This window comes from Absicoccus intestinalis (assembly GCF_033971885.1).
GTDB lineage: Bacteria > Bacillota_I > Bacilli_A > Erysipelotrichales > Erysipelotrichaceae > Absicoccus > Absicoccus intestinalis.
Window position 1 is genome coordinate 1 of the sequence record NZ_JALBUS010000017.1, and the last position, 26,105, is coordinate 26,105.

Genomic DNA, 26,105 nt, shown 5'->3' on the forward strand with positions numbered 1-26,105 from the left:
CCGAAAGTGAATCAGAAAGCATTAGTGAATCCGAGTCTGAGTCCACAAGTGAGTCTGAGTCTGAAAGTACATCAATTAGCAACTCTGAAAGTGCCAGCGAATCTGAGTCCACAAGTGAGAGCGAATCGGAAAGTACATCAGTTAGCCAATCGGAAAGCACTTCAATCAGTGAATCCGCAGGCGAGTCTGAGTCCACAAGTGAGAGCGAATCTGAGTCCACAAGTGAGAGTGAATCCGAGTCCACAAGTATTTCAGAATCTGAAAGTGTATCAGCTAGTGAAAGCGAATCCGCAAGTGAGTCTGAGTCAGAAAGCACATCGGCTAGTGAAAGCGAGTCTGTGAGTGAGAGCGAATCGGAAAGCACATCAGTAAGTGAATCTGAATCTACAAGCGTAAGCGAAAGTGAATCGGAAAGTGCAAGTGAATCTGAATCAGAAAGCATTAGTGAATCCGAGTCTGAGTCCACAAGTGAGTCTGAGTCTGAAAGTACATCAATTAGCAACTCTGAAAGTGCCAGCGAATCTGAGTCCACGAGTGAGAGCGAATCGGAAAGTACATCAGTTAGCCAATCGGAAAGCACTTCAATCAGTGAATCCGAAAGCATTAGTGAGTCTGAGTCCACAAGTGCCAGTGAATCCGAATCTACAAGCAGTAGTGAATCGGAATCTGAAAGTGTATCGACTAGCGAAAGTGAATCGGAAAGTACATCAATCAGTGACTCTGAGAGTGAATCAGAAAGTGAATCAGCAAGCGAATCCGTGAGTGAGAGTGAATCGGAAAGTACATCAGTTAGCGAATCTGAGTCAGAAAGTACAAGCAATTCCGAGTCCGCAAGTACTTCAGAATCAATAAGTACAAGTGAATCAGCTAGTGTAAGTACATCGGTTTCCATTAGTACGAGTGATTCAATTTCCTTAAACTTAAGTAATTCTGCTTCTACTTCAAGTAGTCAATCGACTGTTACATCACTTAGTGTAAATGGAAGCGTATCGGCTTCTGTATCGGCAAGCGTTGTTGCTTCGACCACAACGGTTTCAACATCGGAGAGTGCATCCACTTCAACGAGTGAGAGTACATCGACTTCGATAGATGAATCAACAAAAGCCAGTCAACGAGCAAGTTCAAGTGACAGTGCCAGTGCTGCGGCAAGTGAAAGTAAATCAGCTTCTGCATCAACGGCCGCTTCGGAATCGGAAACCGAAAATAGCAATAGCATTTCCAATAGTTTAAGTGTATCTTTGGAAGATTCGCTGAGTGCTTTATCCAGTAATGCTGCCAGTGGTAATACAATGACTTCGGGAACAGGAACAAGTGCAGCCCTGATGGCTAATTCAGTAGAAGGTAGTGCACAAAATGGTGCCGCATCTACAACGGAAATGGATTTACTAGATAGTGTCGTTCCTTTACAGGTTATCAAACACGAATAGAATGTAATTTGATTGGTAACATTAATAATTCGAGCAATATCTCTGTTTACGAATAAGGGGTATTGCTCCTTCTTTGTTTAATTGGTTAAGATGATAGAGGGAAGGATGTAGCGATATGGACATCAAAAAACCGTATGAATTATATAAGCGAATTGGGTTTTCGCTATTGATATTGATCATATATCTAATGGGTAGAAGTATCCTTCTTTATGGGGTATCCAGTGATATGGGACCTACGGCAGGGACCATTCAGTCCATTGTTGCGACAATGTTGAGTGGGGATCGCTATCAACGCACCATCATGGCATTAGGAATCATGCCCTATATCAATGCTTCTCTTCTTGTTCAGGTCATTTCATCACTCAAAAATGCAAATAGCCGCACAAAGATCTCGAAACAAAAACAAGATCGGTGGATGTTGATCACCGCGATCATCTTCACGATTTTTATGGCACTCATGCAATCGGCCAATTTGACCTATCAATCATCAGCTGGACCGGTATTTTGGGTTCGATTGTTTGTCACTATTGAATTAATGGGTGGAGCCATGGTGACCTATTTTTTATGCAAGACCAATGAAAAACACGGAATTGGTGCTTCTATGCCCATTATTTTATTGAATGTTTTGACTGCATTGGCAACGAATATGAACATCTATCATTTTTATTCGTATCCTATCTTAGCTATGATTAGTGTAGCCATCATGGTTGGTACACTCTATTTGGAAAATTCTTTTATTAAAGTGCCATTACAACGTGTATCCATTCATAACATCCATGCAGATCAAAATTATATTGCTTACAAACGCAATCCAGTTGGTATCATGCCTGTGATGTTTGCGACTTCGGTGTTTATTATTTTGCGCTATTTCATTCGGTTTTTGACCTATCTCTTACCAACCAGCCAAGTGTTGGCTCATCTTCGTCAGAATATGTTGATGACAAAACCGTTGGGAATTGGAATCTATTTGATCATTATTTTCACTTTATCCATTGTATTTTCTTTTATCATGTTGAATCCAGCCGAAAGTGCACGACAGCTTCAACACAATGGGGATAGTATCATTGGCATCTATGCGGGAGAAAAAACCAAACAATATCTTGTGAAAATTGTTTTAAAATGGAGCATCATTAGCGGACTGATACAGGCAGGCTGTATGTCGATCACTTTAATTTTAGCGATGCATCATGCCATACCAACACCGTTGGCCTTGATTCCATCATCCGGTATGATCTTAGTGAGCATCATTTGTAGTTTGGTTCAAGAAATTGAAAACTACTATCGATATGATGCCTATCGCTTTTTTATGTAAGAAAGGGAGAAGACATATGCAGTATTTTATTCCAGCTTGGTATCAAAACGGCGATTGGAAAGAAAACGAACAAGTTTGGTACCGATCTCGAACGGTAACTGAGTTTGATGATACAGTGAAACAAATTCAATTATTTTTTCGAAAACACGTATCTCCATTCAAAATCCTGTTATTGGGATTTTCACCCAATTTTCGTCATTTTCTCCATCGTCAAGGAGTCTATCATGTACCCTATTGGTCTTGTTTTGATGCGATGCAAGGCATTGATCTCGATCGCATGATGCTCTTTTCTTTTCATGATCTTTCCTGGCCAGACGATGTCGAATTCATCTATTCGCCATTTGCTGTGATCGTTCAACGGAATCAAAAAAAGTATGCTCAAATTGAATTTGCGGAAGACGGCAATATGTTTCGTGTTGATATGTTTCGAAACGATATTCGTACATGCACAAATTATTATGATGATCGCGGCTTTATGTCTTGTCAGATTGTCTATCAAGATGGCATCGCCTATCGAGAACAATATTTTAATGCCGATGGTGTTTGGAAATTTGCTCGATTTATGCATGATGGCCATGTTTTGGTCAATCCCAAAAACAATTGGTATTATGTAAACTTAGGTCAAGAAAAGCAACAAAAGACCTATCAAAAGTTAGAATATGTCAATGTGGATGCGATGATTGCAGAGGTACTGCGTGAAAATCTAAAAACAATTCCGGATACAGATATTTTTATGATTGCGATGCATCCATTGCATTCGTGCGTTCTTGCACAAACATTGAAAAACCGAAAAACAGTTCTTTCATTCTTTGCTCGTCGTTTAGAAGAAAATGGCATTCATGATATGGATCAGCAATTGATAGAAGAGGCCAATGTGATCGTGGCCGATAAGCAAGCAACCGCTTTGCGAATTCAAGAACAAACCGGAAGTCAAAAAGCCATTCGCGTTATTACGCCATATGATTCGCGAGAAGAATTTGGCAATAGTCTTCATCTTCCCGTACAGAATATCTTAGTAGCAGTCGATCAAATTGCCGATAACGATTTCAATACCCTTGTTGAATTATTGGCATACTATATTTTGACTGTCAATCATCGAGCACGCGTTTGTATGTTTACACGCTCTTCGGCCTACAATCGAAAAGGACGATTGATGCATAAAGCACGTACGGCTTTGCGAGCTGCTCATCTGGATCCCGAACTGGCAAGAGAAGAAAGTGGTGTGACGGAAAGTCAGATTGACCGACAAGGACGAGTACGATCCATTTTTTCGGTTTCCCAGTGTGTGGACGAAATGAGTGTAAGCCAAACTTTGCGGGAACAACGAATCGTAGTGGATTTGCAAGCTATTCCGGATCAGTTCTTACAAATTGCAGCTATGAGCATGGGCATTCCCCAAATTACGGTACGCGAAACGGACTATATGGTAGATGGCAAAAATGGGATCCTGATTCAGGATCTTTCGGATTTGCCCGATGCCTTACATTATTATTTGAGCAGTATTGCGCATGTTAACCAAGCACAAATTGCTTCGTATGAGCTAGGTAGTCAATTTACGACGCGTCAGCTCGTACAATCATGGAAGGAGGTCATTGAGGACATTGAACATTAGAGCATTGCAACTGGGCAACATCGATTTTTCAAGAGAGTTTACCCTTAGCCCAGATATAGAATGGAATTATGAACCCACATTGGATATGGCGGATGCCGAATATGATATAGCCATCATCGATCGAAAACTCAATGACCAAGAAGCCAATATTTTGGCTCGTATCGTACGAGCCCATAGTCTATTTGTTTTGGATGATGTTCTTTTGAGTGATCGAATGATGTATATGATGAAAAGTCGATGTGGTCAAAAAATTGCCCGAAATGAATTGCCTTCTTTTTTGGAAAAGCAGATCCTCAATTATTTTGGACGTCCTTATGGCGAAAAATTTGATCCCCATACGATTGCGATCACACCCGGTTTTCAAGGACGCGTATATTGGAATGGATTTACCGAAACCGTTATGGAAGGGGATTTTGGATCGCAGATGAAACAAGCCCTGTATTGGCGTGGCAATATTCCTGTGGAAGCAGGACAAGCCATTGATTTATGGTTGGAATATGAAACGAGTGGATATATTGAAATTGAACTTCAAATCGTACAATTTGTTTCGGGTAGTGTAGCTTCTATCCAAAAAATTTGGACGTTTGATGAAAAGACATTACAACATCCGGTCACGATTGAAAATAAGAAACAAGATGGACCCGTCTTTATTTCCTTGAACGCAAAAGGAAAGGGCAAACTTCATATGATTGCTTTGCATGATCGTTATTCACGTCGTGGTGTAGGGCTTTTTTTACCAGGAAGTCAACGAATCGTTACGAGCAATCGTGAAGAAATTTTTGCTTATTTGGATCCAGGTGATCTAAAACCACCACTTTGTGTCTATTTTTCTGGTTATAAGACCATGGAAGGGTTTGAAGGCTATCACATGATGCGAAGAATGGGCACCCCCTTTTTATTGATCAGTGAAGCACGATTAGAAGGTGGAGGCTTTTATCTTGGCAATGAAGAATTTGAAAATTGTCTAAAAGAAGTAATTGAAAAAGCTATGCAAGAATTGGGCTTTACTCACGATCAAGTGGTGCTGTCAGGTCTTTCCATGGGAACGTTTGGAGCTTTATATTATGGTACGATGCTTCGTCCTGGCTATATCATTGTTGGTAAGCCATTGGTCAATCTTGGTAGTATGGCCAAAGCCGAACGTATTGAACGGCCCGGTGGATTTCCCACTTCGTTAGATGTGTTGTGGAAACAATATCATCATCTGGATCAAGAGGCAATCAATCAAATGAATCAACATTTTTGGGAGAAGTTTGATCAGGCCGATTGGACGGGACGAGCCTTCTATGTGGCTTATATGATCGAAGATGATTATGATGTCGATGCGTATGCCAAATTGATCTCACATATGCAAGGTCGAGGGGCGCGAATCATTGGGAAAGGATTGCATGGCCGTCACAACGATGATACATCGGGCATCGTTCATTGGTTTTTAAGACAATATCGACGCGTTCTTCGAGACGGCTTTGGTAGAAAGTAGGAAATATATGGCGCAACAAGAAAAACAATGGACGATCTATTGGAATGAATATGCCAGTGATACATATTTATATGGAAGTGAAATCGAATTTCGCTCACAAGATGATGTAGTCTTTCAAAATGCGCTGATTCCGCCGGGAACGGCCATAAAAACATGGTATTCGATGGTCAATTTTCAAGCCGGAAGAATTGAGCCGACGCTTCCTATCATTGATGGGGAGGGAAAGTATCATATTGTGGTAGATCTAGATAGCGATATACCAAAGGGAATCTTTTTACGATTGGTTTTTTTAGGAAAAAATGGCGAAGAAGCTGGTAGTTTCATTGTGGATCAGCCAGAAATGGATTTTCAATGTCCTTTAAAGACCTATAGTTATAAAGCAGAGTTGATTTGTGCCGGAGGACATACCTTTCATTTTCACTCTTTTACGATTTCAGAAAGAACGGGATAAAAATGAGAAATAAACGATTAAATGATACAGTTAGCAAAGTAAAAGTTTATGCAGAAAAAATGGCTCGTATGAGTGATGCACAGTTGCAGGCCGAAACTCCCAAATTGAAATCATTGTTGAAGAGTGGGAAGACCTTGGAGCAAATTTTGCCCGAAGCCTATGCTGCTATTTGTGAAGCCGACAAACGTATTCTCGGTAAGTATCCCTATGATAATCAGATCTTTGGTGCCATTGCGATGCATCATGGCCATTTGGTAGAAATGAATACGGGAGAAGGAAAAACACTGACAGCGACCATGCCTTTGTATTTAAATGCACTCACGGAAAAAAGTACGATCCTTGTAACAGCGAATGAATATTTGGCATATCGTGATGCAGCTGAGATGCGACCAGTCTTTGCGTTTATGGGAATGAATGAAAGAGCCGGGGTTTCACGACAACCCGATGGCTTTTTGACCAATGATCAAAAACGTGAAAACTACAATGCAGATATTCTTTATACGACACATGGTGTTTTAGCTTTTGATTATTTATTGAATAACTTAGTGATGCGAGCGGAAGACCGTTTTCTGCGTAAGTTTTATTTTATCATCATTGACGAAGCAGATTCTGTCTTATTGGATGGTGCCCAAATGCCATTGGTCATTTCTGGTTCTCCTCGGGTGCAATCCAATCTCTATGCGATGACTGACTTTTTTGTATCCACCCTAAAAGCGGATCGAGACTATGAAACCGAAGACAAAGCGGTATGGTTGACTGATCAAGGAGTGGCTTATGCCGAACGTTTCTTTGGAATCCAAGACTTTTATGCCCATGAAAATTTTGAACTCAATCGCCATGTCACCTTGGCATTACGTGCTCATGTCCTGTTAAAACGACAAGAAGATTATATGGTTTCGGATCAAGGCGAAATTGTCTTATTGGACAATGGAACGGGACGAAGTCTTCCGGGCATGAAATTACGTGGGGGAGAACATCAAGCTCTGGAACAAAAAGAGCATTTGGAACTCACGCAAGAACAACGCTCCATTGCTTCGATCACGTATCAAAATCTTTTCATCATGTTTCCCAAAATGTGTGGGATGAGTGGTACGATTTCGAATGCTCGAAGGGAATTGCGTTCGGTTTACCATAAAAAAGTTGTGGTTGTACCACCACATAAAAAATTACAACGCATCGATCGAAAAGATCGCTATTTTGTGAGTGCCGAAGAACAATATGAAGCCGCTCTGGAAGAGACTTTACACTGTCATAAAAAAGGACAGCCAGTCTTGGTTGTTACGGCAACGATCCAAGATACCCAGATTTTTTCACGAATGTTGGTAGATAAAGGTGTTCCCCATAGTGTTTTAAATGCCGATAATGCGTATTGGGAAGCCGAGATCATTGCGGCTGCCGGGATGCGCAATGCCGTAACCGTTTCAACGGGCATGGCTGGGCGTGGCACCGATATTAAATTGGAAAAAGGAGTTGCTCAACTAGGTGGATTAGCTGTTATTGGTATTGGCCGGATGGAAAATGTTCGTTTGGAACGACAGGCCAGAGGCCGTGCGGGACGACAAGGTGATCCCGGTTCTTCTCAATTTTTTGTTTCCTTGGAAGACGATATTGTCATGACGATGTATGCCGAAAAAGCAGAAGAATATATTGATGGCAATCGGTCGATTTCACATCGAAAGCTTAAACACATTATCAACAATGCACAAAAGACCATGGAAGAACAAGGAATTTCTTCGCGGGAACAAGCAGTACGCTATGATGAGATCTTACGCCGTCAACGTGAGATTCTTTACAATGCGAGAGATCGGCTACTTGATCAAGCGCAAATTGATAAAGGAACGATGCAAGACATTGTCAATGATACATTACTGACTTTTGTGAAGACGCATCCGAACTTGCAGTCTCATGAACTCCATCGATATGTATTAGATAACTTGTCTTATGAGTTGGATCCAGAAATTTTAGCGCTGGAAAAAGATTCGAAACAATTGCTTGAACGCATGGAAAAGTATGCGGCAAAACTCTATGATCGCAAAGTGAAGTCTTTTGAAAATGCCGAACAGTTACAAGAATATATTCGTCAATGCATTTTAAATGCATTGGATGATGGCTGGGTCGAAGAGGTTGATTATTTACAACAGTTACAATATGCGATCACCACGCGTGGTACAGCCCAGCGAAATCCTATATTTGAATACAGTCGAGAAGCCTATCATTCATTTGAAGATATGAAGACAACGATGAAAAGAAATATTACACGAAACTTCTTTCTTGGTGATCCAGAAATGAATGAAGATGGACAGATGAAGATTGTCTTTCCATAAACAAAAACAGACCACATCGGTCTGTTTTTCTATAAAAAAAACGCACCGAAGTGCGTATCTTTTTCATGGTGACACGTACGGGATTCGAACCCGTGAATGCATGCGTGAAAGGCATGTGAGTTAACCGTTTCTCCAACGTGCCGTGCTCAAGCATAATACCACGGTTCGAATGGAGATGCAACCACAAACTAAAAAATCGACAGAAATAGAGAGAAAAAGAAAACAATGAGCCAAATATAGAGGAAGAACTTAAAAATCTTCCAACCAATTTTGATCAAGCCAATAAGAAGCAAAAGAAATAAAAGTGCGAATAGATAAATAAACATGACCCTATTCTAACATAGAATAGGGTAGATATCTTGATAGAGAAAATGAAAAGAAGAAGAATCATCTTCATCGATGTGATAATGACCACAATACCATTGTTGATAGGTGATGGTTTCATAGATTTGTTCGAGATAGGTCAATATATTGACTCGATTGGCTGGATAGCCATTGTCCATGGCTTCACGATCAAAGCCATGTCGCAAGGCAACCTTTTTTGGTGCGTCATGGGTGATGATGATATCAACGATATCATCATACTTTTTTAAATTATCAAGTCCATGTTGACATTCTCTTTGTGTGGGTAATTCTTGAGGCCACCAGCTTTTGCCTTCGATGCGATAGTCTCGATCATGACTAAAAGCACCACCAAAAGTAAAAATGGTATGATTTTCAATGGTATAGATCTCACCGCGTAATAAATGATAAATATCGGGATAAATGGGTTGAACGGTTCCTTGAAATTTTTCTTCTTTGGGATAGGAGCCTAAGCGATCAAAGTTTTCGTGGTTGCCATCGACAAACAAGGTGGTCCAAGGTTTTTTATGCAACCATTCCAACCAGTACTCTTCTTCTTTGGTAGAAAAAGGATCCCAGATCAAACCAAAGTCTCCACAAATGATTAAATAGTCATTGGCTTTTGCGGGACATCGATTTAATTTGCTAATGTCGATCCAAGCATGAATATCTCCCGTCACATAGATCATGATGGTCACCTCCTACTCTTATTGTATAAAAAAAACGCACCGAAGTGCGTATCTTTTCAATGGTGACACGTACGGGATTCGAACCCGTGAATGCATGCGTGAAAGGCATGTGAGTTAACCGTTTCTCCAACGTGCCATGTTTAAGTGCTAATACACTATAGCATGACTTTTTTTGGCGTGCAAGTAAAAAATCAAAAAAAGAGTTGCGTTTTTTTAAGGATTCACCTATTATTAGTGAGTATGCGTGGCAGAGTGATGCTAACACTCATTATGACCACTGCATAAGACATAAAATAGGAGGAAGTCTTATGGCAAAAAAGAAAGCAAAAGTAGCAAAAATCTGCAAATTGCAATTCATGGCCGGACAAGCAAAACCAGGACCTGCTTTGGCAAGTGCTGGAATCAACATGCCTCAGTTCTGTACTGCATTCAATGATGCAACAAAAGATCGTCGTGGCGAAATTGTCCCTGTCGTAATTACGGCATATGAAGACAAGAGCTTTGATTTTGTTACCAAAACAACACCGGCAGCTCAAATGTTGAAAAAGGCTGCAAACATTCAAAAAGCATCTGGAGACCAGAAACAAGTTGCTGGTACCATTTCTGTTGATCAATTGAAAGAAATTGCGGAATACAAGATGCCAGATTTGAATGCCAATGATGTAGAAGCTGCAATGCGTATTGTTGCAGGTACTGCACGTAATATGGGAATTAAGATTGAAGGATTTGAATAGGAGGATAAATCAATATGGCAAAGAGAAGTAAACGTTATCAAGAAGCTGCTAAATTGGTTGATTCTTCAAAAAAATATGCAATCGAAGAAGCAGTTGCTTTATTAAAGCAAACAGCTTCATCTAAAATGGATGAGTCTGTTGAAGTATGTTTTAACTTAAATGTAGACCCTCGTCATGCGGATCAATTGATCCGTGGTGCGTTGGTTTTACCAAATGGAACCGGAAAAAGTCAAACCGTTGCGGTTGTTGCAGAAGGCGACAAAGCAAAAGAAGCACAAGATGCTGGAGCTGACTTCGTTGGTGGACAAGATCTGATCGACAAAATTTCTGGTGGTTGGTTTGATTTTGATGTATTGGTTGCTACACCAAACTTGATGGGTAAATTAGGTCGTTTGGGACGTGTATTAGGTCCTAAAGGATTAATGCCAAACCCTAAGAGTGGTACTGTAACGATGGATGTTGCGAATGCCGTTGATGAAATCAAAAAAGGTAAAGTAACCTATCGTGTTGATCGTGATGGCAATTTGAACATCATGATTGGTAAAGTAAGTTTTGAAGATGAAAAGATCGTTGAAAACTTCAAGGCTATTTATACACGTATTGCCAAAGCGCGTCCTTCTACAGTAAAGGGTACGTATATGCGTAATTGTGTATTGACTTCTACAATGGGTCCAGCTATCCATATCGTTATGGAATAATAGTTGACAAATTGTAGAGAACGATTTAAAATTCGCTTGTTATCAATATTCCAAAGACAGTAACGGTCGAATGACTTAATTATGTTACCTAGGGTTGATGCATATGTTTTATGATGCTCATTTTTAGCCCGTGCTTTGGTACGGGCTTTTTCTTTGAATATTGTGGCAATAAAGAAAGAAGAGGTGGACCAAATGAACAAGGAAATACTTGCTCAAAAAGAAGCCAAGGTCAATGCTCTTGCTGAAAAGATGGAAGCAGCTAGCTCCATTGTTTTGGTTGAGTATCGTGGATTAAACGTTGCTGAAGCCACTGAACTTCGTCGTAACTTACGTGCTGAAGATGTAGATTTCGAAGTTTGCAAAAACGCCGTATCTCGTCGTGCTGCTGAAAAATTAGGTTATGATGATTTTAGTAAAACTTTAGTCGGACCAAACGCCTTAGCTTTTGGTAAAGATCCTGTTGCACCAGCTCGTGTTTTAGCAAAATTTGCGAAAGATCACGAAAACTTGGTTTTGAAAACGGGAATTGTTGACGGAAAAATGGTTGACGAAGACGTCATCAAACAATTGTCTTCATTACCTAACAAAGAAGGTATGTTGGCACGCTTTGCTTCTACATTAAATGCCCCAGTTATCAAATTCGCTATGACAGTCAAGGCATTAGCAGAAGCAAAAGAAAATGGAACTGTCAAAGAAGCAGCTGCCGAAGAAGCATCTGCTACACCAGCTGAAGAAGCACCAGCCGAAGCAGCTGCTGAATAATGAGGAGGAAAAAATCATGGCAAAATTGACACAAGAAGATATTTTAGCTTACTTAGAAGAAGCTACTATTTTAGAATTAAATGACTTGGTAAAAGCAATCGAAGACAAATTTGGTGTTGTCGCTGCTGCTGCTGTTGCTGCACCAGCTGCTGCTGAAGCTGCTGATGAAGGACCAAGCGAAGTAACCGTTACTTTGACTGACATTGGACAAACAAAAGTTAAAGTCATTAAAGCTGTACGTGAAATCACTGGTTTAGGATTGGTTGATGCTAAGAAATTGGTTGATGCTGCTCCAAGTGCAATTAAAGAAAACATTGATCCAGAAGAAGCTGAAGAAATCAAAAACAAATTGGTTGAAGCTGGAGCAACTGTTGAAGTTAAGTAGTCATTTACACTTCGAAGCCCTTTATTTAAGGGCTTTTTTTTATGCCTTCATGGCGATATTTTTCGTAAAGAACGTTTGCGTGTAACTTTACAAATCTTTGAAACAACCGTCATATTTCTTTGACAGTCATTGAGTAGGATGAATATGTAAATAAACAGGGAGGAAAAAACAGTATGAAAAGAGTAGCTTCATTATTTTTAGCTGCTGCAATGACAGCTGGTCTATTGACTGGTTGTGGTGGAGGAAGTTCATCATCTTCTTCGAGTTCAAGTGATTTGGAAGGAACAATTACAGCCGCAGGTTCATCTGCATTAAAACCATTGGTAGATGAGGCTGCCAATAAATTCATCGAAAAATATCCAAACGTATCGATCACGGTTGATGCTGGTGGATCTGGTGAAGGTTTGAAACAAGTATCGGAAGGAACCGTTACAATTGGTAACTCCGATGTGGCTGCGGAAGAAAAACTAGACGCAGACAAAGCCAAAGAGTTGACTGACCATCAAGTCGCTATTGTTACAATGGCACCAATCGTCAATAAAGATGTAAAAGAAGGTGGCGTTGATAATTTGACAAAACAACAATTGATCGACATCTTCACTGGAAAGATCACAAACTGGAAAGATGTTGGCGGACCGGATGAATCCATCGTATTAGTGACTCGTCCATCTTCTTCAGGAACTCGTGCAACGTTTGAAAAATATGCATTAGATGGTAACACAGAAGCTGAAAACCAATCTATGGAAACCGATGATTCAGGTGTCCTTTTGAAAAACGTATCAGATACAAAAGGTGCCATTGGATATGTTGCCTTAAGTTATTTGGTAGACAACAATGATGTAAGTACTGTATCGATTGATGGCGTAGAACCTACTTTGGAAAACACTTACAGTGGTGATTGGAAAGTTTGGGCAACCGAACATATGTACACCAAAGGAAAAGGTAAAAAAGCAGATCGAGAATTCATTAAATACATTGTATCGGATGACTTCGCTAAAACAACCGAAAAACTTGGATATGGCGTAGTCAGCAAGATGAAAAGCTTAGATCATTAGTATTGAGCGGGCCTAGCCCGCTTCATTTTTGAAAGGAGACATTCATATGAAACAAAAAGGAATGTTTGCCAAAGAATATGCCTGGCGAGGACTTGCCACGATTGGCGGAGTGTTCGTCATTGGATTGACCCTGGTGATAGGAGCATTTCTTGTTTATAAAGGCAGTGGAACTTTCCTGATTTTCAAACATACGCTTTCCGAATTTATTGGATCTACCAATTGGGGACCCGTTGATAACTCCGGTGGCGGAGGAACCGTTGGTGCTTTGATCTTCATTTGTGGTTCATTAGCAACTTGTGGTTTAGCTCTTTTGATCGCCACTCCACTCTCTTTGGGATCCGCTATCTTCATGACTGAGATCTCACCAAAATTTGGTGAAAAATTCTTCCGCCCTGTTGTACAAATATTTGCAGGTATTCCATCTGTTGTCTATGGATGGGTAGGTTTGACCGTATTGGTACCTGCTATTAAATCTGTTTTCCATGTGCAAGTTGGACAATCCATCTTAGCTGCCTGTATCGTGTTAGCCGTTATGATTTTCCCAACGATCACCAGTATGGCTAGTGATGCGATTGCGGCTGTTCCCAAAACCAATCGAGATGGTGCCTATGGATTAGGATCAACCCGTTGGCAAGCCATTTATCGTGTCATTGTCCCAGCCGCGAAATCTGGTATTATCTCATCGATCATCATGGGACTAGCTCGTGCTTTTGGTGAAGCCTTGGCCGTAGCTATGGTCATTGGCCAAACAACTGCGATGCCAAAGGGGTTGTTGTCTCGATCCAAAACCATTACGACGGAAATTGCTGCCCAAATGGGAAATGCGATGGAAGGCGGTGAATTGAAAACAGCACTATGGACATTGGCTTTATTGTTGTTCTTGATTTCGTTGTTATTTATTTGGATCATTCATCGTATAAATAGGGAGGCAAAAGACTAATATGAACGAAAGAGTTGTACGTGCCAAACGCGCGGATAAGATCGCAACGGTTATCTTTACGATCATTGCTGCGATGTTCTTTATCTTATTGTTCGGCTTTGCTGGTAAAGTTATTATTGGTGGCTTTTTGGGAGCTACACCAGAAATGTTCCAATTTGCGATGAGCGGATCCATTGGTAACCAATTATGGAATACCATCTACCTGGTATTTATTTCGTTATTGGTTTCGGTACCCATTGGTATATTTGCCGGAATCTATTTAGCTATGTATGCTCGTCAAGGACGTTTCACAAAGTTCTTACGCATGTGTATTGAGACCCTTTCTTCTTTACCATCCATTGTTGTTGGTTTGTTTGGCTATTTGGTTTTCTTGGTTACCCTTGGAATGGGCAAGAGTTTGTTGGCTGGTGCCTTATCCATTTCCATCTTGACGTTGCCTTTATTGACGACCACAACGGAAGATGCAATTCGTGGTTTACCTGCTGGTTATCTACAGGGGGCATTGGGTATGGGATCGACTAAATGGCAATCGGTATTCCATGTTTTGTTGCCTGCTTGTCTACCACGTATCATGACCGGTGTCATTCTAGCAGCTGGTCGTGGTTTTGGTGAAGCAGCAGCTCTATTGTATACAGCCGGTTCCGGAAGCATGTTGAATTGGCGCAATTGGAGCTTTACCAGTCCGACAAGTCCATTATCATTGTTCCGACCTGCGGAAACGTTGTCGATTCAAATTTGGAACTTGCAGGTCAATGGACAAAATCCAGATCTAGCCAACTTGGCATCGGCCGTATTGATGATCTTGGTATTGATCTTCAGTATTGCCGCCAACGTATTGTCTAGACATATTCAAGCAAAGAATCAAGGAGATAAAGCATAGCGTATGAGTGAAGTAAAATTTAACGTAGAGCATATCAACCTACATTATGGTAATTTCCATGCTCTAAAAGATATTAATATGAAAATCTATGCCAATGAGATCACCGCTTTTATCGGTCCTTCTGGATGTGGTAAATCCACTTTCTTGAAATCATTGAATCGGATGAATGATTTTGTCGAAGATTGTGTGATCGATGGCAAAATTGAAATGGATGGTGTCGATATCTATAAGGATATGGATGGTATCTCACTTCGACATGAAGTGGGCATGGTATTCCAACAGCCCAACCCATTTCCCAAAAGTGTATATGATAATGTAGCCTATGGACCACGAATTTTTGGTATCAAGAAAAAAGCAGAACTGGATGAAATTGTGGAACGTTCCTTGCGGCAAGCTGCTATTTGGGATGAACTAAAAGATCGATTAAATAAAAGCGCTTTAGGATTATCAGGAGGACAGCAACAACGTTTGTGTATTGCTCGTACGTTAGCTGTTCAACCGAAAGTCATCTTGATGGATGAGCCTACCAGTGCTTTGGATCCTATTTCAACCAATAAAATCGAGGATCTAGCAGTTGAATTGAAAAAAGACTATACCATTGTTATGGTCACGCACAATATGCAACAAGCAGCACGTATCAGTGATAAGACCGCTTTCTTCTTATTAGGGGAAATGGTGGAATATGGATCTACACCTGAATTGTTTGCGGATCCACAAGATGAACGAACAGAAAGATATATCACAGGAAGGTTTGGATAAAATGCGAAACGAATTCCAAAAAAAATTAAAAGAGCTACATATTTCGTTGATAGATATGGGCCAAGATTGCCAAGATATCATTCGTGATACGTACCAAGCATTGATCAAAAATGATCTAGATGTTGTCGAGGGCATTCGTAAAAAAGAAAATAAAATCAATCATAGTGAACGTGAAATCGAAAATCAATGCATTGCTTTATTGTTGTTGCAAGCACCTGTTGCGAAAGATCTTCGTCAAGTTTCCAGTGCTCTAGAAATGGTCACGGATATGGAGCGAATTGGTGATCAAGCCTATGATATTGCTGACATTGTCAAAAAGAACAACGATTTGAGTGAAATGGTTGAACAATTACCACTACGAGATATGGTCAAACAAGCTATCAAGATGGTCGACGAAGCGATTCAATCCTTTGTAAATAATGATCGTGTTTTAGCTAAACAAGTGATCGATGAAGATGATATCATCGATGGATATTTTGAAACGATCTACAATGATTTGGCAACCAAAGGCATCGATCGTCGAGCTTTGGATCTATTGATGATTGCCAAATATTATGAACGAATTGGTGATCATGCGACCAATATTGCCGAATGGGTATTGTATGAAATCACAGCCCATCAAGTTCCAATTGGTGAAAAATAAGTTCTTCTTTCCTATATAAAAAATATGCGGTGAATTCCACCGCATATTTTACTCTTCCTGATCATCCAGGATTTTTTTCAAACCATTATAGATGCCATTGTCATAAACACTGGTTGTTGAAAAATTCGCAAAGCTTTTGACATAATCGGTTGCACTTCCCATGGCTACACCTATATCGGCTTTTTGCAGCATGTGAATATCGTTGGTACTATCACCAAACGCAATGGTATCTTTCCATGTGAAGTTGACATGTTTCATCATCAATTCAATACCAACGGATTTATCATTACCACTATTGAAGACATCAAACATGAAGCCATCGGATTTCACATTGATCAAGTCGGCCCTTAGATCCGGATGGGCAGCCATAAAGTCATCAATTTCTTTTTTCTCTCTGGTCAAGATCACCGCATTATAGGCACGATGTCTTCGATGATACGATTGGGATGGATCATAAAATAAAGAATTTAAGACATTGCAGTATTTGCAGAAGTCATACATAGGATAAAATTTATTATAGATATAGGTGGCATCGCCAAAATGGAACATGAGTCCCAATTCGTTTTGACCACAAAATTCAACGATATCTTTCACTGTTTGCGTGGAAATGGGTTTTGAATCTACTTCTTCAAAAGCGCCATCCAAGATATAGGAACCGTTGATCAAGATATAGTAATCAAATTGAACATGTTTGAGGATACTGTCCATTTGATTTAGGGGACGTCCTGTTGCGGCGCATACCATATATCCTCGTTTGCGCAATTCTTGAATCGCCTCGATGGTAGAAGGCTGAACGATATCATTTTCGGTTTGGTAAAGGGTGCCATCCATGTCAAAAAATACGATTTTATGTTTCATTGTTTCACCTCAAAATCATTATACAAGAAATATACAAAAAAGAATTGACAAATATGATAAAGATGAGTAAATTATAAATGCATGCGTAATTTGGGCATTGGTATGCCCATTTATTTAACGGATGGAAAAGACACACCCGGAAGTGTGTGTTTGTGAAGAAGTGAAAGGAGTGTTCTTATGCCTACAATCAACCAGTTGATTCGTAAAGGTCGTAAGGCCAGCAAAGCTAAATCAAAGTCACCTGCTTTGAATCGTGGTTACAACTCATTGCAGTCTAGATCAACCAATGTATCTAGCCCACAAAAACGTGGTGTTTGTACTCGTGTTGGTACCATGACACCAAAGAAACCAAACTCTGCATTGCGTAAATATGCCCGTGTTCGTTTATCAAACGGCATGGAAGTTACTGCTTATATTCCAGGAATTGGACATAACTTGCAGGAACATAGTGTCGTATTGATTCGTGGTGGACGTGTCAAAGATTTGCCAGGTGTTCGTTACCATATTATTCGTGGTACATTGGACTGTGCTGGTGTTACTGATCGTAAACAAAGTCGTTCGTTATATGGAACGAAAAAACCTAAAAACTAATTCAAACATGAGAGGAGGAAACTAAATGCCTAGAAAAGGACACATTGCCAAACGTGATGTACTTGTCGATCCTATTTATAACTCCAAGTTGGTTACTCGTTTGATCAACAAAATCATGTTAGATGGTAAAAAAGGAGTTGCACAAACGATTTTGTACAATGCGTTTGATATCGTAAAAGTTAAGACTGGGGAAGAACCAATGGCTGTATTTGAAAAAGCGTTGGAAAATGTCATGCCTCAGTTGGAATTGAAAGTAAGACGTGTAGGTGGAGCCAACTACCAAGTACCTGTTGAAGTAAGTGACGAACGTCGTTTAACTTTGGGTCTTCGTTGGATCGTAAATTATGCACGTTTAAGAAATGAAAAAACTATGGAACAGCGCCTGGCTGCAGAAATCATCGATGCATCCAACGGTACTGGTGCTTCCGTAAAAAAACGTGAAGATACCCATAGAATGGCTGAAGCAAATAAAGCATTTGCTCACTACCGTTGGTAGGAAAGGAGACATCTCAATATGCCTAGAGATTATGCCTTGGAAGATACTCGTAATATCGGAATCATGGCTCACATCGATGCTGGTAAAACGACGACCACGGAACGTATCCTGTATTATTCAGGTGTCAACCATAAAATTGGTGAGACCCATGATGGTGCGAGTACGATGGACTGGATGGAGCAAGAACAAGAGCGTGGTATTACGATCACTTCTGCTGCCACAACATGCCATTGGAAGAAATTAGATGGCACTGGTCATGAATGTCGTATCAATATCATCGATACACCAGGACACGTAGACTTCACTGTTGAAGTAGAACGTTCTTTGCGTGTATTGGATGGAGCCGTAACTGTATTGGATGCCAAAGCCGGTGTTGAACCACAAACCGAAACGGTTTGGCGTCAAGCAACGACATATGGTGTACCTCGTATCGTATTTGTTAATAAAATGGATGCTACGGGTGCCGATTTCATCATGTCATGCAACACGATCATTGATCGTTTAGGTGCAAAATCTTGCCCTATTCAGTTGCCAATTGGGGCAGAAAGCGATTTTGAAGGTATCGTTGATATCATCAAACGTACTGCTTATCATTATTCAGGAGATTATGGACGTATCGTAACAGAAGGTCCGGTTCCTGATGATCTAAAAGATCAAATGGAAGAATATCGTACGAAGTTATTGGAATACTTAGCAGACTACGATGAAGATTTCATGATGCAAGTATTGGAAGGTGAAGAACCATCCGTCGAAGAAATCAAACGTGTATTGCGAATTGCCGTATGTAAAGGTGATTTCTTCCCTGTATTATGTGGATCTGCATATAAAAATAAAGGTGTTCAAGAAGTATTGGATGCAGTTGTTGATTATTTGCCAAGTCCAGTGGATGTACCTTCGATCAATGGTACCGATCTAGATGGTAATCCAGTACAACGTCATCCAAGCGACAAAGAACCATTTGCTGCATTGGCATTTAAGATTGCCGCCGATCCATTTGTTGGAAAATTATCTTTCTTCCGTGTGTACTCCGGTACCGCAAAAGCAGGAAGCTATGTATTAAATTCAAGCAAAGACAAACGAGAACGTTTTGGTCGTATCGTACAGATGCATGCCAATGCCCGTCACGAGATCGATGAAGTGTATGCTGGTGATATTGCCGCTGCCGTTGGTCTGAAAGTAACGACAACTGGTGATACATTGTGTGCAGAAGATGCACCAGTGATCTTGGAATCCATGGAATTCCCAGAACCAGTGATCGAAATGTCTTTGGAACCAAAAACCAAAGCAGACCAAGACAAGATGGGCTTGGGCTTACAAAAATTGGCCGAAGAAGACCCTACTTTCAAAACATATACAAACGAAGAAACGGGACAAACCATTATTGCTGGTGTAGGTGAGTTGCACTTGGATATCATCGTTGACCGTTTGCGTCGTGAATTTAAAGTAGAAGCAAACATTGGTAAACCACAAGTTGCGTATCGTGAAACCATTCGTAAAGCAGCAGACTGTGAAGGTAAATACATTCGTCAGTCTGGTGGACGTGGACAATATGGTCATGTATGGATCAAATTTGAACCAAATGAAGGGAAAGGATTTGAATTCGTGGATGCCATCGTTGGTGGTAGCGTACCTCGTGAATACATCAAACCAACGCAAGAAGGTTTGGAAGATGCTTTACAAAATGGTATGATTGCTGGCTATCCAGTTATTGATATCAAAGCCACTTTGTTTGATGGATCGTATCATGATGTCGATTCCAGTGAAATGGCATACAAGATCGCTGCAAGTTTTGCATTGCGTGAAGCTGCCAAAAAATGTGATCCTGTATTGTTGGAACCAATCATGTTTGTAGAAATTACAGCACCTAGTGAATACTTGGGTAGTGTAATGGGTGATGTTTCCAGTCGTCGTGGATCCATTACGGATCAAGAAGAACGTGGAAATGCTACAATCGTACGAGCTATGGTTCCATTAGCTGAAATGTTTGGTTATGTTACTGACTTGCGTAGCTTTACACAAGGTCGTGGAAACTTCTCTATGAAATTTGATCATTATGAAGAAGTTCCAAAGAGCATTTCGAAGAAGATCATTGAAGAGAACTCTAGTGAAAACTAGTTGCTTTTCAAACCCACTTGAATTACAATTAATTCGATATAAAGTATAAAAAAATAGGAGGATTTAGCAAAATGGCTAAGGAAAAATTTGACAGAAGTAAAGTCCATGTTAATATTGGTACGATTGGCCACGTTGACCATGGTAAAACAACTTTGACTGCTGCCATCACAAGTGTTTTGGCAAAAAAAGGTATGGCAAAAGCTGAAGCATATGATGAAATTGATGGTGCTCCAGAAGAAAAAGAACGTGGAATCACGATCAATACGGCACATGTTGAGTATCAAACTGCAAAACGTCACTATGCACACGTTGACTGTCCAGGTCACGCCGACTATGTAAAGAACATGATCACAGGAGCTGCCCAAATGGATGGTGCAATCTTAGTAGTAGCTGCTTCTGATGGTCCTATGCCTCAAACTCGTGAGCACATCTTATTGGCTCGTCAGGTAGGTGTACCTTACATTGTTGTTTATTTGAACAAATGCGACATGGTTGATGATGAAGAATTGATCGACCTTGTTGAAATGGAAGTTCGTGAATTGTTGAACGAATATGGATTTGATGGAGATAACACTCCAATCATCCGTGGATCTGCATTGAAAGCATTGGAAGGCGATCCAGCTGCTGAACAATCTATCTTAGATTTGATGGATGCTGTAGATACTTGGATTCCAGATCCAGTACGTGATATCGATAAACCATTCTTGATGGCTGTCGAAGATGTAATGACAATTTCTGGTCGTGGTACTGTTGCTACAGGACGTGTTGAACGTGGACAAGCGCATTTGAACGACGAAGTTGAAATCGTTGGTATCAAACCAACTCAAAAAACAGTTATTACTGGTTTGGAAATGTTCCACAAAACATTGGATGTTGCTGAAGCCGGAGATAACATCGGTGCATTGCTTCGTGGTATCGCACGTGATCAAATCCAACGTGGACAAGTATTAGCTGCTCCAGGATCTGTTCATCCACATACAAAATTTAAAGCACAAGTATATGTATTGACAAAAGATGAAGGTGGACGTCATACACCATTCGTATCGAACTATCGTCCTCAATTCTACTTCCGTACAACTGACGTAACTGGTGTTATCACTCTTCCAGAAGGAACAGACATGGTAATGCCTGGTGACAACGTTGAAATGTATGTAGAATTGATCGCCCCAATCGCTTTGGAAAACGGAACTCGTTTCTCTATTCGTGAAGGTGGACATACAGTTGGTGCCGGTAACGTCACTGAAATCTTAGGTTAATTTTGAACCAATCTAAGGAGATCTGAGGATCTCCTTTTTTTTGTTTTCTTTCTGAAAATTCAATATATTAAACATAAATACGTAAGAAAATACCGATAGAATCGTGATTTTGTGCAAAAAAATGAACAATAATTTAATTTATTTGTCTAAAAAAATGAAGCATTTTAGTATCCTAAAGAGCACTTTCGTACAGTAAAAAGTCTATAAATATGGGCTTACATAGGGGAAAATGAAAATAGTGTAAACAAAAGGAAAAAATCACTCAAATAAATGAAAGTAGAAATATCATTTTACATATGAAATAATAAACTCGTTACTTGAACACACCAAGCGAACAGGTGTTGATTATTGACGGGCAAACACAATGCTTGGGTGGACAAGAAGGAAGAGAAAAGGAGTATTATCATTTATCATGGATTCTGAAAAGAAAATCAAATGGTACATGCTTGCCTTCATGTGCTTTTCCACTCTTTGGGGATTTGGAAATGTTGCCAATGGCTACATGTACTTCAACGGGACCCAAGTCATTTTTTCATGGATTTGGATGTTCTTGTTGTACTTTGTTCCGTATGCTTTGATGGTTGGTGAATTGGGATCTGCCTTCAAAGACCTTGGTGGAGGTGTCACTTCCTGGGTACAGGAAACCACCGGTTCAAAATTAGCGTATTATGCAGGTTGGACCTATTGGGCATGTCACGTTACGTACATCGCATCCAAAGGTTCTGGCGGTTTGAAAGCATTGAGTTGGATGATCTTCCAAAATGCGGAAACCTACGATACCTTCCCAACTCGATACGTGCAATTGGCTACCTTAGCGGTATTCTTATTCTTCTGTTGGGTTGCCAGTCGTGGTTTGAACCCATTGAAAAAATTAGCAACGCTTGCCGGAAGTAGTATGTTTGTGATGAGTATCCTATACATCATCTTGATGTTTGCAGCACCTGCCATCAATCCAGGTGGCGGTTATGTCCATTTGGATTTTAGCTTACACAAACTCATTCCAACCTTTGATTTAACGTACTTTACCAACTTATCAATCTTGGTTTTTGCGGTAGGTGGAATTGAAAAAATTTCCCCTTATGTCAATAAGATGGAAGGCGATGCCTCGAAAGAATTCCCTAAGAGCATGATCTTTGCGGCTGTGATGGTCATGGTTTGTGCTATCTTTGGTACCATTGCGATGGGTATGATGTTTGATCCAAAAGTTGTATTTGCTTCTGCAGATAGTCAAACGGCTTATATTGCCAATGGTTCTTATTGGGCATTCGAAAAACTTGGACAATATTATGGTATTGGCAACGCTTTGATGATGATCTATGCTGCATGCAATGCCATTGGTCAATTCTCTACATTGGTTGTCAGCATTGATGCGCCATTGCGTATGTTGTTGGATGATAAAAATGCTCGTCAATATGTTCCAAAACAATTGTTGAAACAAAACAAATATGGCGCATATATCAATGGTATTTGGATGGTTGTGATCCTGTCGGGTGCAATTATCTTGGTACAAATCGCTATGCCAGGCGCTGCTGGTGTATTAGCTCAATTAAATAAATTGAATTCTGTATGTATGCCATTCCGTTATTTATGGGTATTCTTTGCATACATCATGTTGCGTCGCAAGAGCGAAAAGTTCCCACGCTCATATCGCTTTGTGAAAAGCCAAGGAGCGGCGGCTTTCTTTGGATGGTTCTGCTTCATTTTAACGCTTGTTTGCTGTATCATGGGAATGTACTCTCCAGATGCCAAGACCATGGCTTTGAACGTGATCACGCCAGTGGTATTGGTTGCTCTAGGTGTGATCTTGCCAATGATTCGCAAACGTCAAGATCAAGAAGCGGCATAAGCCCGTACAAGAGAAACCGAGAGGTTTCTCTTTTTTAGGAGGAAAATATACATGGAAATTTCACAACAATTATTTGATTTTATTCAATCAAGTCCAAGCATGTTCCATACGATCCAAACCATTCGTACGGATCTGGAAAATGAGGGATTTATGTATCTAGCAGAAGGTCGATCTTGGACATTGGAAAAAGGTGGTAAATATTATACAACTCGCAATCATTCGAGCATTATTGCCTTTACAATTGGTCAAGAACTTGACAATTATCATTTTCAAATGAGTGCTGCACATTCCGATTCGCCAACGTTCAAAGTAAAAAGTGTACCCGAACTGAGTGGGCCCAATGAATATCTTCGCTTGGATGTTGAAGGCTATGGCGGAATGATCGATTATACTTGGCTAGATCGTCCATTGAGCGTAGCCGGTCGTGTCTTGGTTCAAAAGGGACATGCCATGGAATCGAAACTATTATATATAGATAAAGATATATTATTGATTCCGAGTTTAGCAATCCATATGAATCGTGACATCAATCAAGGATATGCTTTTAATCATAAGACCGATCTATGTCCACTGTTTTCAACCGGTGCCTTGAAAAAAGGAGCTTTTGATGAAATGATTGCCAAGGAATTGGGAGTGAAACCTTCGCAAATTTTAGCGAAAGACTTATTTTTGGTGAATCGTCAAAAACCAGTGGTCTGGGGCTATCAAGATGAATTTATTTCGTCGCCAAAATTAGATGATCTACAATGTGCTTTTGTTTCCTTGCAAGGATTTATTCATGCCCATAATGTACACGGTATCAATGTATATTGTTGCTTTGATAACGAAGAAGTCGGTTCCAATACCAAGCAAGGCGCTATGTCGACGTTCTTACATGATGTCTTGACGCGTATCAATAGTGCTTTAGGCAAAGATGCCGATGCCTATTATCAAGCCGTTTCTAAGTCTTTCTTAGTAAGTTGTGATAATGCGCATGCGGTTCATCCAAATCATGGAGATAAGTCCGATGCCGTGAATTATGCGATGATGAATAAAGGTCCCGTGATCAAGGAAGCAGCCAACCAGAAATATACGACCGATGCCTTTAGTCGTGCTTTGTTTACATACCTATGTAAAGAGCAGGATATCCCTGTACAAACTTTTGCGAATCGCAGTGACATGGCTGGGGGATCGACATTGGGTAATTTATCCAATACCCAAGTGAGCGTGCATGCCGTTGATATTGGCTTGCCACAACTAGCCATGCATTCCAGTTATGAAACAGCTGGTATAGAGGATACAAGCTATGCGATCGATGCTTTGCAGGCATTCTTCAATGCCAATTTAATGATTGAAGAAGCAGATACTGTGATATTTGATGAGTAGGGAATGGAAGTGGTTGGATTCATCCTTATCCGTTGATTGGAATACCGAAAGTCGCAAGCTTTTGGATACGATCGATGGGATGCGTATCCCCAATGCACAAAAGAATATGTTGGTGCAATATTATATTGAACATCCGCATATGCAACGGAAAGCAAATCGACAAAAGGAAATCAGATCATGGATGCGTACGGATGCGTATCAAAAGATCAAAGAACAAAGGGTTCATGATGATCAAAATAAATTTACGATTGCGAGCATTGTGATCGTGATGATGGCTACCTTGTTTTTATTCTTCTTACGCGCTGTGATCACACGATCCTTTGTGGTCAATTTCAGTGTGGATGCGATCGTAGGTGCCATTGCTTTGGTACTCCTGGTGCGAAATCTACATATCAAATATCGTTTGATCGATCAATATGTGGATACGAAACGATGGTATCAGATGATCGATGGGGCTTCATTTGTATTATGTGTCTTATTGAAATTCTTGTTTCCACCTGTCTTTGATTTCAGTCTGATCCTCTTATTCATTTCGTTTGTGATCCAAAAGAAAAAACTAGAAAAGATTTTTCAGAGTTTTTAGCGCAATATGCGCTTTTTTTAACGCCTTTTTTTCTAAAAAAAGAGGTTGCATCCCTCCATGAAACATGGTAATATCATACCGCACTGCGAAGAAGTGCGAGGTTGCTGACCCACTGAAAAGCGTTGTCATGGGTGGCGTCAGGTAATTCGCATGGAGCATGTTTATCTAGAATAAACGAAAGGAGTTAACATGGCAAACAACACAATGAGAATTCGCCTTAAGGCGTATGAGCACCGCATCCTTGATGACAGTGCTAAGAAAATTGTCGAAGCAGCGACAAAACACGGAGCTAAAAAAGTAGTTGGTCCCGTTCCGCTACCAACGGAAAAACAAGTTGTAACAATTTTACGTGCTGTTCATAAATACAAAGATTCACGTGAACAGTTTGAAATTCGTACGCATAAGCGTTTGATTGAGATTGTTGCACCATCAAAGGAAACGATTGATTCGTTACAACGATTAGACCTTCCTAGTGGTGTCGACATCGAAATTAAACTTTAAT

Annotated in this window: 26 protein-coding genes, 2 tRNA genes and 1 other annotated feature; of the genes, 24 read left to right on the forward strand and 4 right to left on the reverse strand. The window is 40.3% G+C overall.

The window, feature by feature from the left end:
- From MOZ64_RS09385 to secA2, 7 genes are all read left to right on the forward strand, one after another.
- A partial coding sequence (locus MOZ64_RS09385; protein WP_320326303.1) for a hypothetical protein occupies positions 1 to 342 on the forward strand: 342 nt, incomplete at its 5' end.
- Entirely contained in the window at positions 339 to 1,427 is a 1,089-nt protein-coding gene (locus tag MOZ64_RS09390; protein WP_320326304.1) for a hypothetical protein, read from the forward strand. The genes MOZ64_RS09385 and MOZ64_RS09390, both read left to right, overlap by 4 nt.
- Positions 1,428 to 1,542: 115 nt before the next feature.
- Positions 1,543 to 2,739, forward strand: a complete 1,197-nt coding sequence (locus tag MOZ64_RS09395; RefSeq protein WP_320326305.1) for a hypothetical protein — start codon at positions 1,543 to 1,545, stop codon at positions 2,737 to 2,739.
- Between the two features lie 16 nt (positions 2,740 to 2,755).
- On the forward strand, positions 2,756 to 4,351 hold the full coding sequence (asp1, locus tag MOZ64_RS09400; protein ID WP_320326306.1) for an accessory Sec system protein Asp1: 1,596 nt from the start codon (positions 2,756 to 2,758) through the stop codon (positions 4,349 to 4,351).
- Positions 4,341 to 5,831 (forward strand): accessory Sec system protein Asp2, encoded by a 1,491-nt coding sequence (gene asp2, locus MOZ64_RS09405; RefSeq protein ID WP_320326307.1) that lies wholly within the window; start codon positions 4,341 to 4,343, stop codon positions 5,829 to 5,831. The genes asp1 and asp2 overlap by 11 nt, the downstream gene beginning before the upstream one ends.
- Positions 5,832 to 5,838: 7 nt before the next feature.
- Positions 5,839 to 6,282 carry an accessory Sec system protein Asp3 gene (gene asp3, locus MOZ64_RS09410; protein ID WP_320326308.1) on the forward strand — a complete coding sequence of 148 codons (444 nt, stop codon included), beginning with the start codon at positions 5,839 to 5,841 and terminating at the stop codon, positions 6,280 to 6,282.
- A gap of 2 nt (positions 6,283 to 6,284) precedes the next feature.
- Positions 6,285 to 8,606, forward strand: coding sequence for an accessory Sec system translocase SecA2 (gene secA2, locus MOZ64_RS09415; protein WP_320326309.1), 2,322 nt, complete (start codon positions 6,285 to 6,287; stop codon positions 8,604 to 8,606).
- A gap of 66 nt (positions 8,607 to 8,672) precedes the next feature.
- Here secA2 and MOZ64_RS09420 read toward each other — a convergent pair.
- The 3 genes from MOZ64_RS09420 to MOZ64_RS09430 form a co-directional block, all read right to left on the reverse strand.
- A tRNA-Glu gene (locus MOZ64_RS09420) sits at positions 8,673 to 8,748 on the reverse strand.
- Between the two features lie 193 nt (positions 8,749 to 8,941).
- On the reverse strand, positions 8,942 to 9,637 hold the full coding sequence (locus MOZ64_RS09425) for a metallophosphoesterase family protein (RefSeq protein WP_320326310.1): 696 nt from the start codon (positions 9,635 to 9,637) through the stop codon (positions 8,942 to 8,944).
- Positions 9,638 to 9,697: 60 nt separating this feature from the next.
- Positions 9,698 to 9,773: transfer RNA gene (locus tag MOZ64_RS09430), tRNA-Glu, on the reverse strand.
- Between the two features lie 172 nt (positions 9,774 to 9,945).
- Between MOZ64_RS09430 and rplK the strand changes: the two genes are divergently transcribed.
- From rplK to phoU, 9 genes are all read left to right on the forward strand, one after another.
- Complete coding sequence (gene rplK / locus MOZ64_RS09435) at positions 9,946 to 10,371, forward strand: 50S ribosomal protein L11 (RefSeq protein WP_320326311.1); 426 nt, start codon at positions 9,946 to 9,948, stop codon at positions 10,369 to 10,371.
- Positions 10,372 to 10,385: 14 nt separating this feature from the next.
- Complete coding sequence (gene rplA, locus MOZ64_RS09440) at positions 10,386 to 11,069, forward strand: 50S ribosomal protein L1 (RefSeq protein WP_320326312.1); 684 nt, start codon at positions 10,386 to 10,388, stop codon at positions 11,067 to 11,069.
- Between the two features lie 32 nt (positions 11,070 to 11,101).
- Positions 11,102 to 11,230: a sequence feature (ribosomal protein L10 leader region), on the forward strand.
- Between the two features lie 31 nt (positions 11,231 to 11,261).
- On the forward strand, positions 11,262 to 11,831 hold the full coding sequence (gene rplJ / locus MOZ64_RS09445) for a 50S ribosomal protein L10 (protein WP_320326313.1): 570 nt from the start codon (positions 11,262 to 11,264) through the stop codon (positions 11,829 to 11,831).
- A 16-nt stretch (positions 11,832 to 11,847) separates the two neighbouring features.
- On the forward strand, positions 11,848 to 12,216 hold the full coding sequence (gene rplL, locus MOZ64_RS09450; protein WP_128520195.1) for a 50S ribosomal protein L7/L12: 369 nt from the start codon (positions 11,848 to 11,850) through the stop codon (positions 12,214 to 12,216).
- A gap of 173 nt (positions 12,217 to 12,389) precedes the next feature.
- On the forward strand, positions 12,390 to 13,271 hold the full coding sequence (locus MOZ64_RS09455; RefSeq protein WP_320326314.1) for a phosphate ABC transporter substrate-binding protein: 882 nt from the start codon (positions 12,390 to 12,392) through the stop codon (positions 13,269 to 13,271).
- 46 nt (positions 13,272 to 13,317) lie between these two features.
- Positions 13,318 to 14,211, forward strand: a complete 894-nt coding sequence (gene pstC, locus MOZ64_RS09460; RefSeq protein ID WP_320326315.1) for a phosphate ABC transporter permease subunit PstC — start codon at positions 13,318 to 13,320, stop codon at positions 14,209 to 14,211.
- A gap of 1 nt (position 14,212) precedes the next feature.
- Positions 14,213 to 15,091: a phosphate ABC transporter permease PstA gene (gene pstA / locus MOZ64_RS09465; RefSeq protein ID WP_320326316.1), complete on the forward strand. Its 879-nt coding sequence runs from the start codon at positions 14,213 to 14,215 to the stop codon at positions 15,089 to 15,091.
- A 3-nt stretch (positions 15,092 to 15,094) separates the two neighbouring features.
- Positions 15,095 to 15,850: a phosphate ABC transporter ATP-binding protein PstB gene (gene pstB / locus MOZ64_RS09470; protein ID WP_320326317.1), complete on the forward strand. Its 756-nt coding sequence runs from the start codon at positions 15,095 to 15,097 to the stop codon at positions 15,848 to 15,850.
- A 1-nt stretch (position 15,851) separates the two neighbouring features.
- Positions 15,852 to 16,493, forward strand: coding sequence for a phosphate signaling complex protein PhoU (gene phoU / locus MOZ64_RS09475; protein WP_320326318.1), 642 nt, complete (start codon positions 15,852 to 15,854; stop codon positions 16,491 to 16,493).
- Positions 16,494 to 16,541: 48 nt separating this feature from the next.
- Here phoU and MOZ64_RS09480 read toward each other — a convergent pair whose 3' ends face one another.
- Entirely contained in the window at positions 16,542 to 17,351 is an 810-nt protein-coding gene (locus tag MOZ64_RS09480) for an HAD family hydrolase (RefSeq protein WP_320326319.1), read from the reverse strand.
- Between the two features lie 177 nt (positions 17,352 to 17,528).
- Here MOZ64_RS09480 and rpsL point away from each other — a divergent pair, with 177 nt between their 5' ends.
- From rpsL to rpsJ, 8 genes are all read left to right on the forward strand, one after another.
- Positions 17,529 to 17,942, forward strand: coding sequence for a 30S ribosomal protein S12 (gene rpsL, locus MOZ64_RS09485; protein ID WP_320326320.1), 414 nt, complete (start codon positions 17,529 to 17,531; stop codon positions 17,940 to 17,942).
- A gap of 25 nt (positions 17,943 to 17,967) precedes the next feature.
- A complete protein-coding gene (gene rpsG / locus MOZ64_RS09490; RefSeq protein ID WP_128520189.1) occupies positions 17,968 to 18,438 on the forward strand; it encodes a 30S ribosomal protein S7 in 471 nt (156 codons plus the stop codon).
- A gap of 18 nt (positions 18,439 to 18,456) precedes the next feature.
- Entirely contained in the window at positions 18,457 to 20,553 is a 2,097-nt protein-coding gene (gene fusA, locus MOZ64_RS09495) for an elongation factor G (RefSeq protein WP_320326321.1), read from the forward strand.
- Between the two features lie 71 nt (positions 20,554 to 20,624).
- Positions 20,625 to 21,809 carry an elongation factor Tu gene (gene tuf / locus MOZ64_RS09500; RefSeq protein WP_320326322.1) on the forward strand — a complete coding sequence of 395 codons (1,185 nt, stop codon included), beginning with the start codon at positions 20,625 to 20,627 and terminating at the stop codon, positions 21,807 to 21,809.
- A 412-nt stretch (positions 21,810 to 22,221) separates the two neighbouring features.
- On the forward strand, positions 22,222 to 23,655 hold the full coding sequence (locus MOZ64_RS09505) for an APC family permease (protein WP_320326323.1): 1,434 nt from the start codon (positions 22,222 to 22,224) through the stop codon (positions 23,653 to 23,655).
- A gap of 51 nt (positions 23,656 to 23,706) precedes the next feature.
- Positions 23,707 to 25,020, forward strand: a complete 1,314-nt coding sequence (locus tag MOZ64_RS09510) for a M18 family aminopeptidase (RefSeq protein WP_502547946.1) — start codon at positions 23,707 to 23,709, stop codon at positions 25,018 to 25,020.
- A complete protein-coding gene (locus MOZ64_RS09515; protein WP_320326324.1) occupies positions 25,013 to 25,603 on the forward strand; it encodes a hypothetical protein in 591 nt (196 codons plus the stop codon). Before MOZ64_RS09510 ends, MOZ64_RS09515 begins: the two co-directional genes overlap by 8 nt.
- Before the next feature lie 189 nt (positions 25,604 to 25,792).
- Positions 25,793 to 26,104 carry a 30S ribosomal protein S10 gene (rpsJ, locus tag MOZ64_RS09520; protein WP_022093647.1) on the forward strand — a complete coding sequence of 104 codons (312 nt, stop codon included), beginning with the start codon at positions 25,793 to 25,795 and terminating at the stop codon, positions 26,102 to 26,104.
- Position 26,105 lies beyond the last annotated feature (1 nt).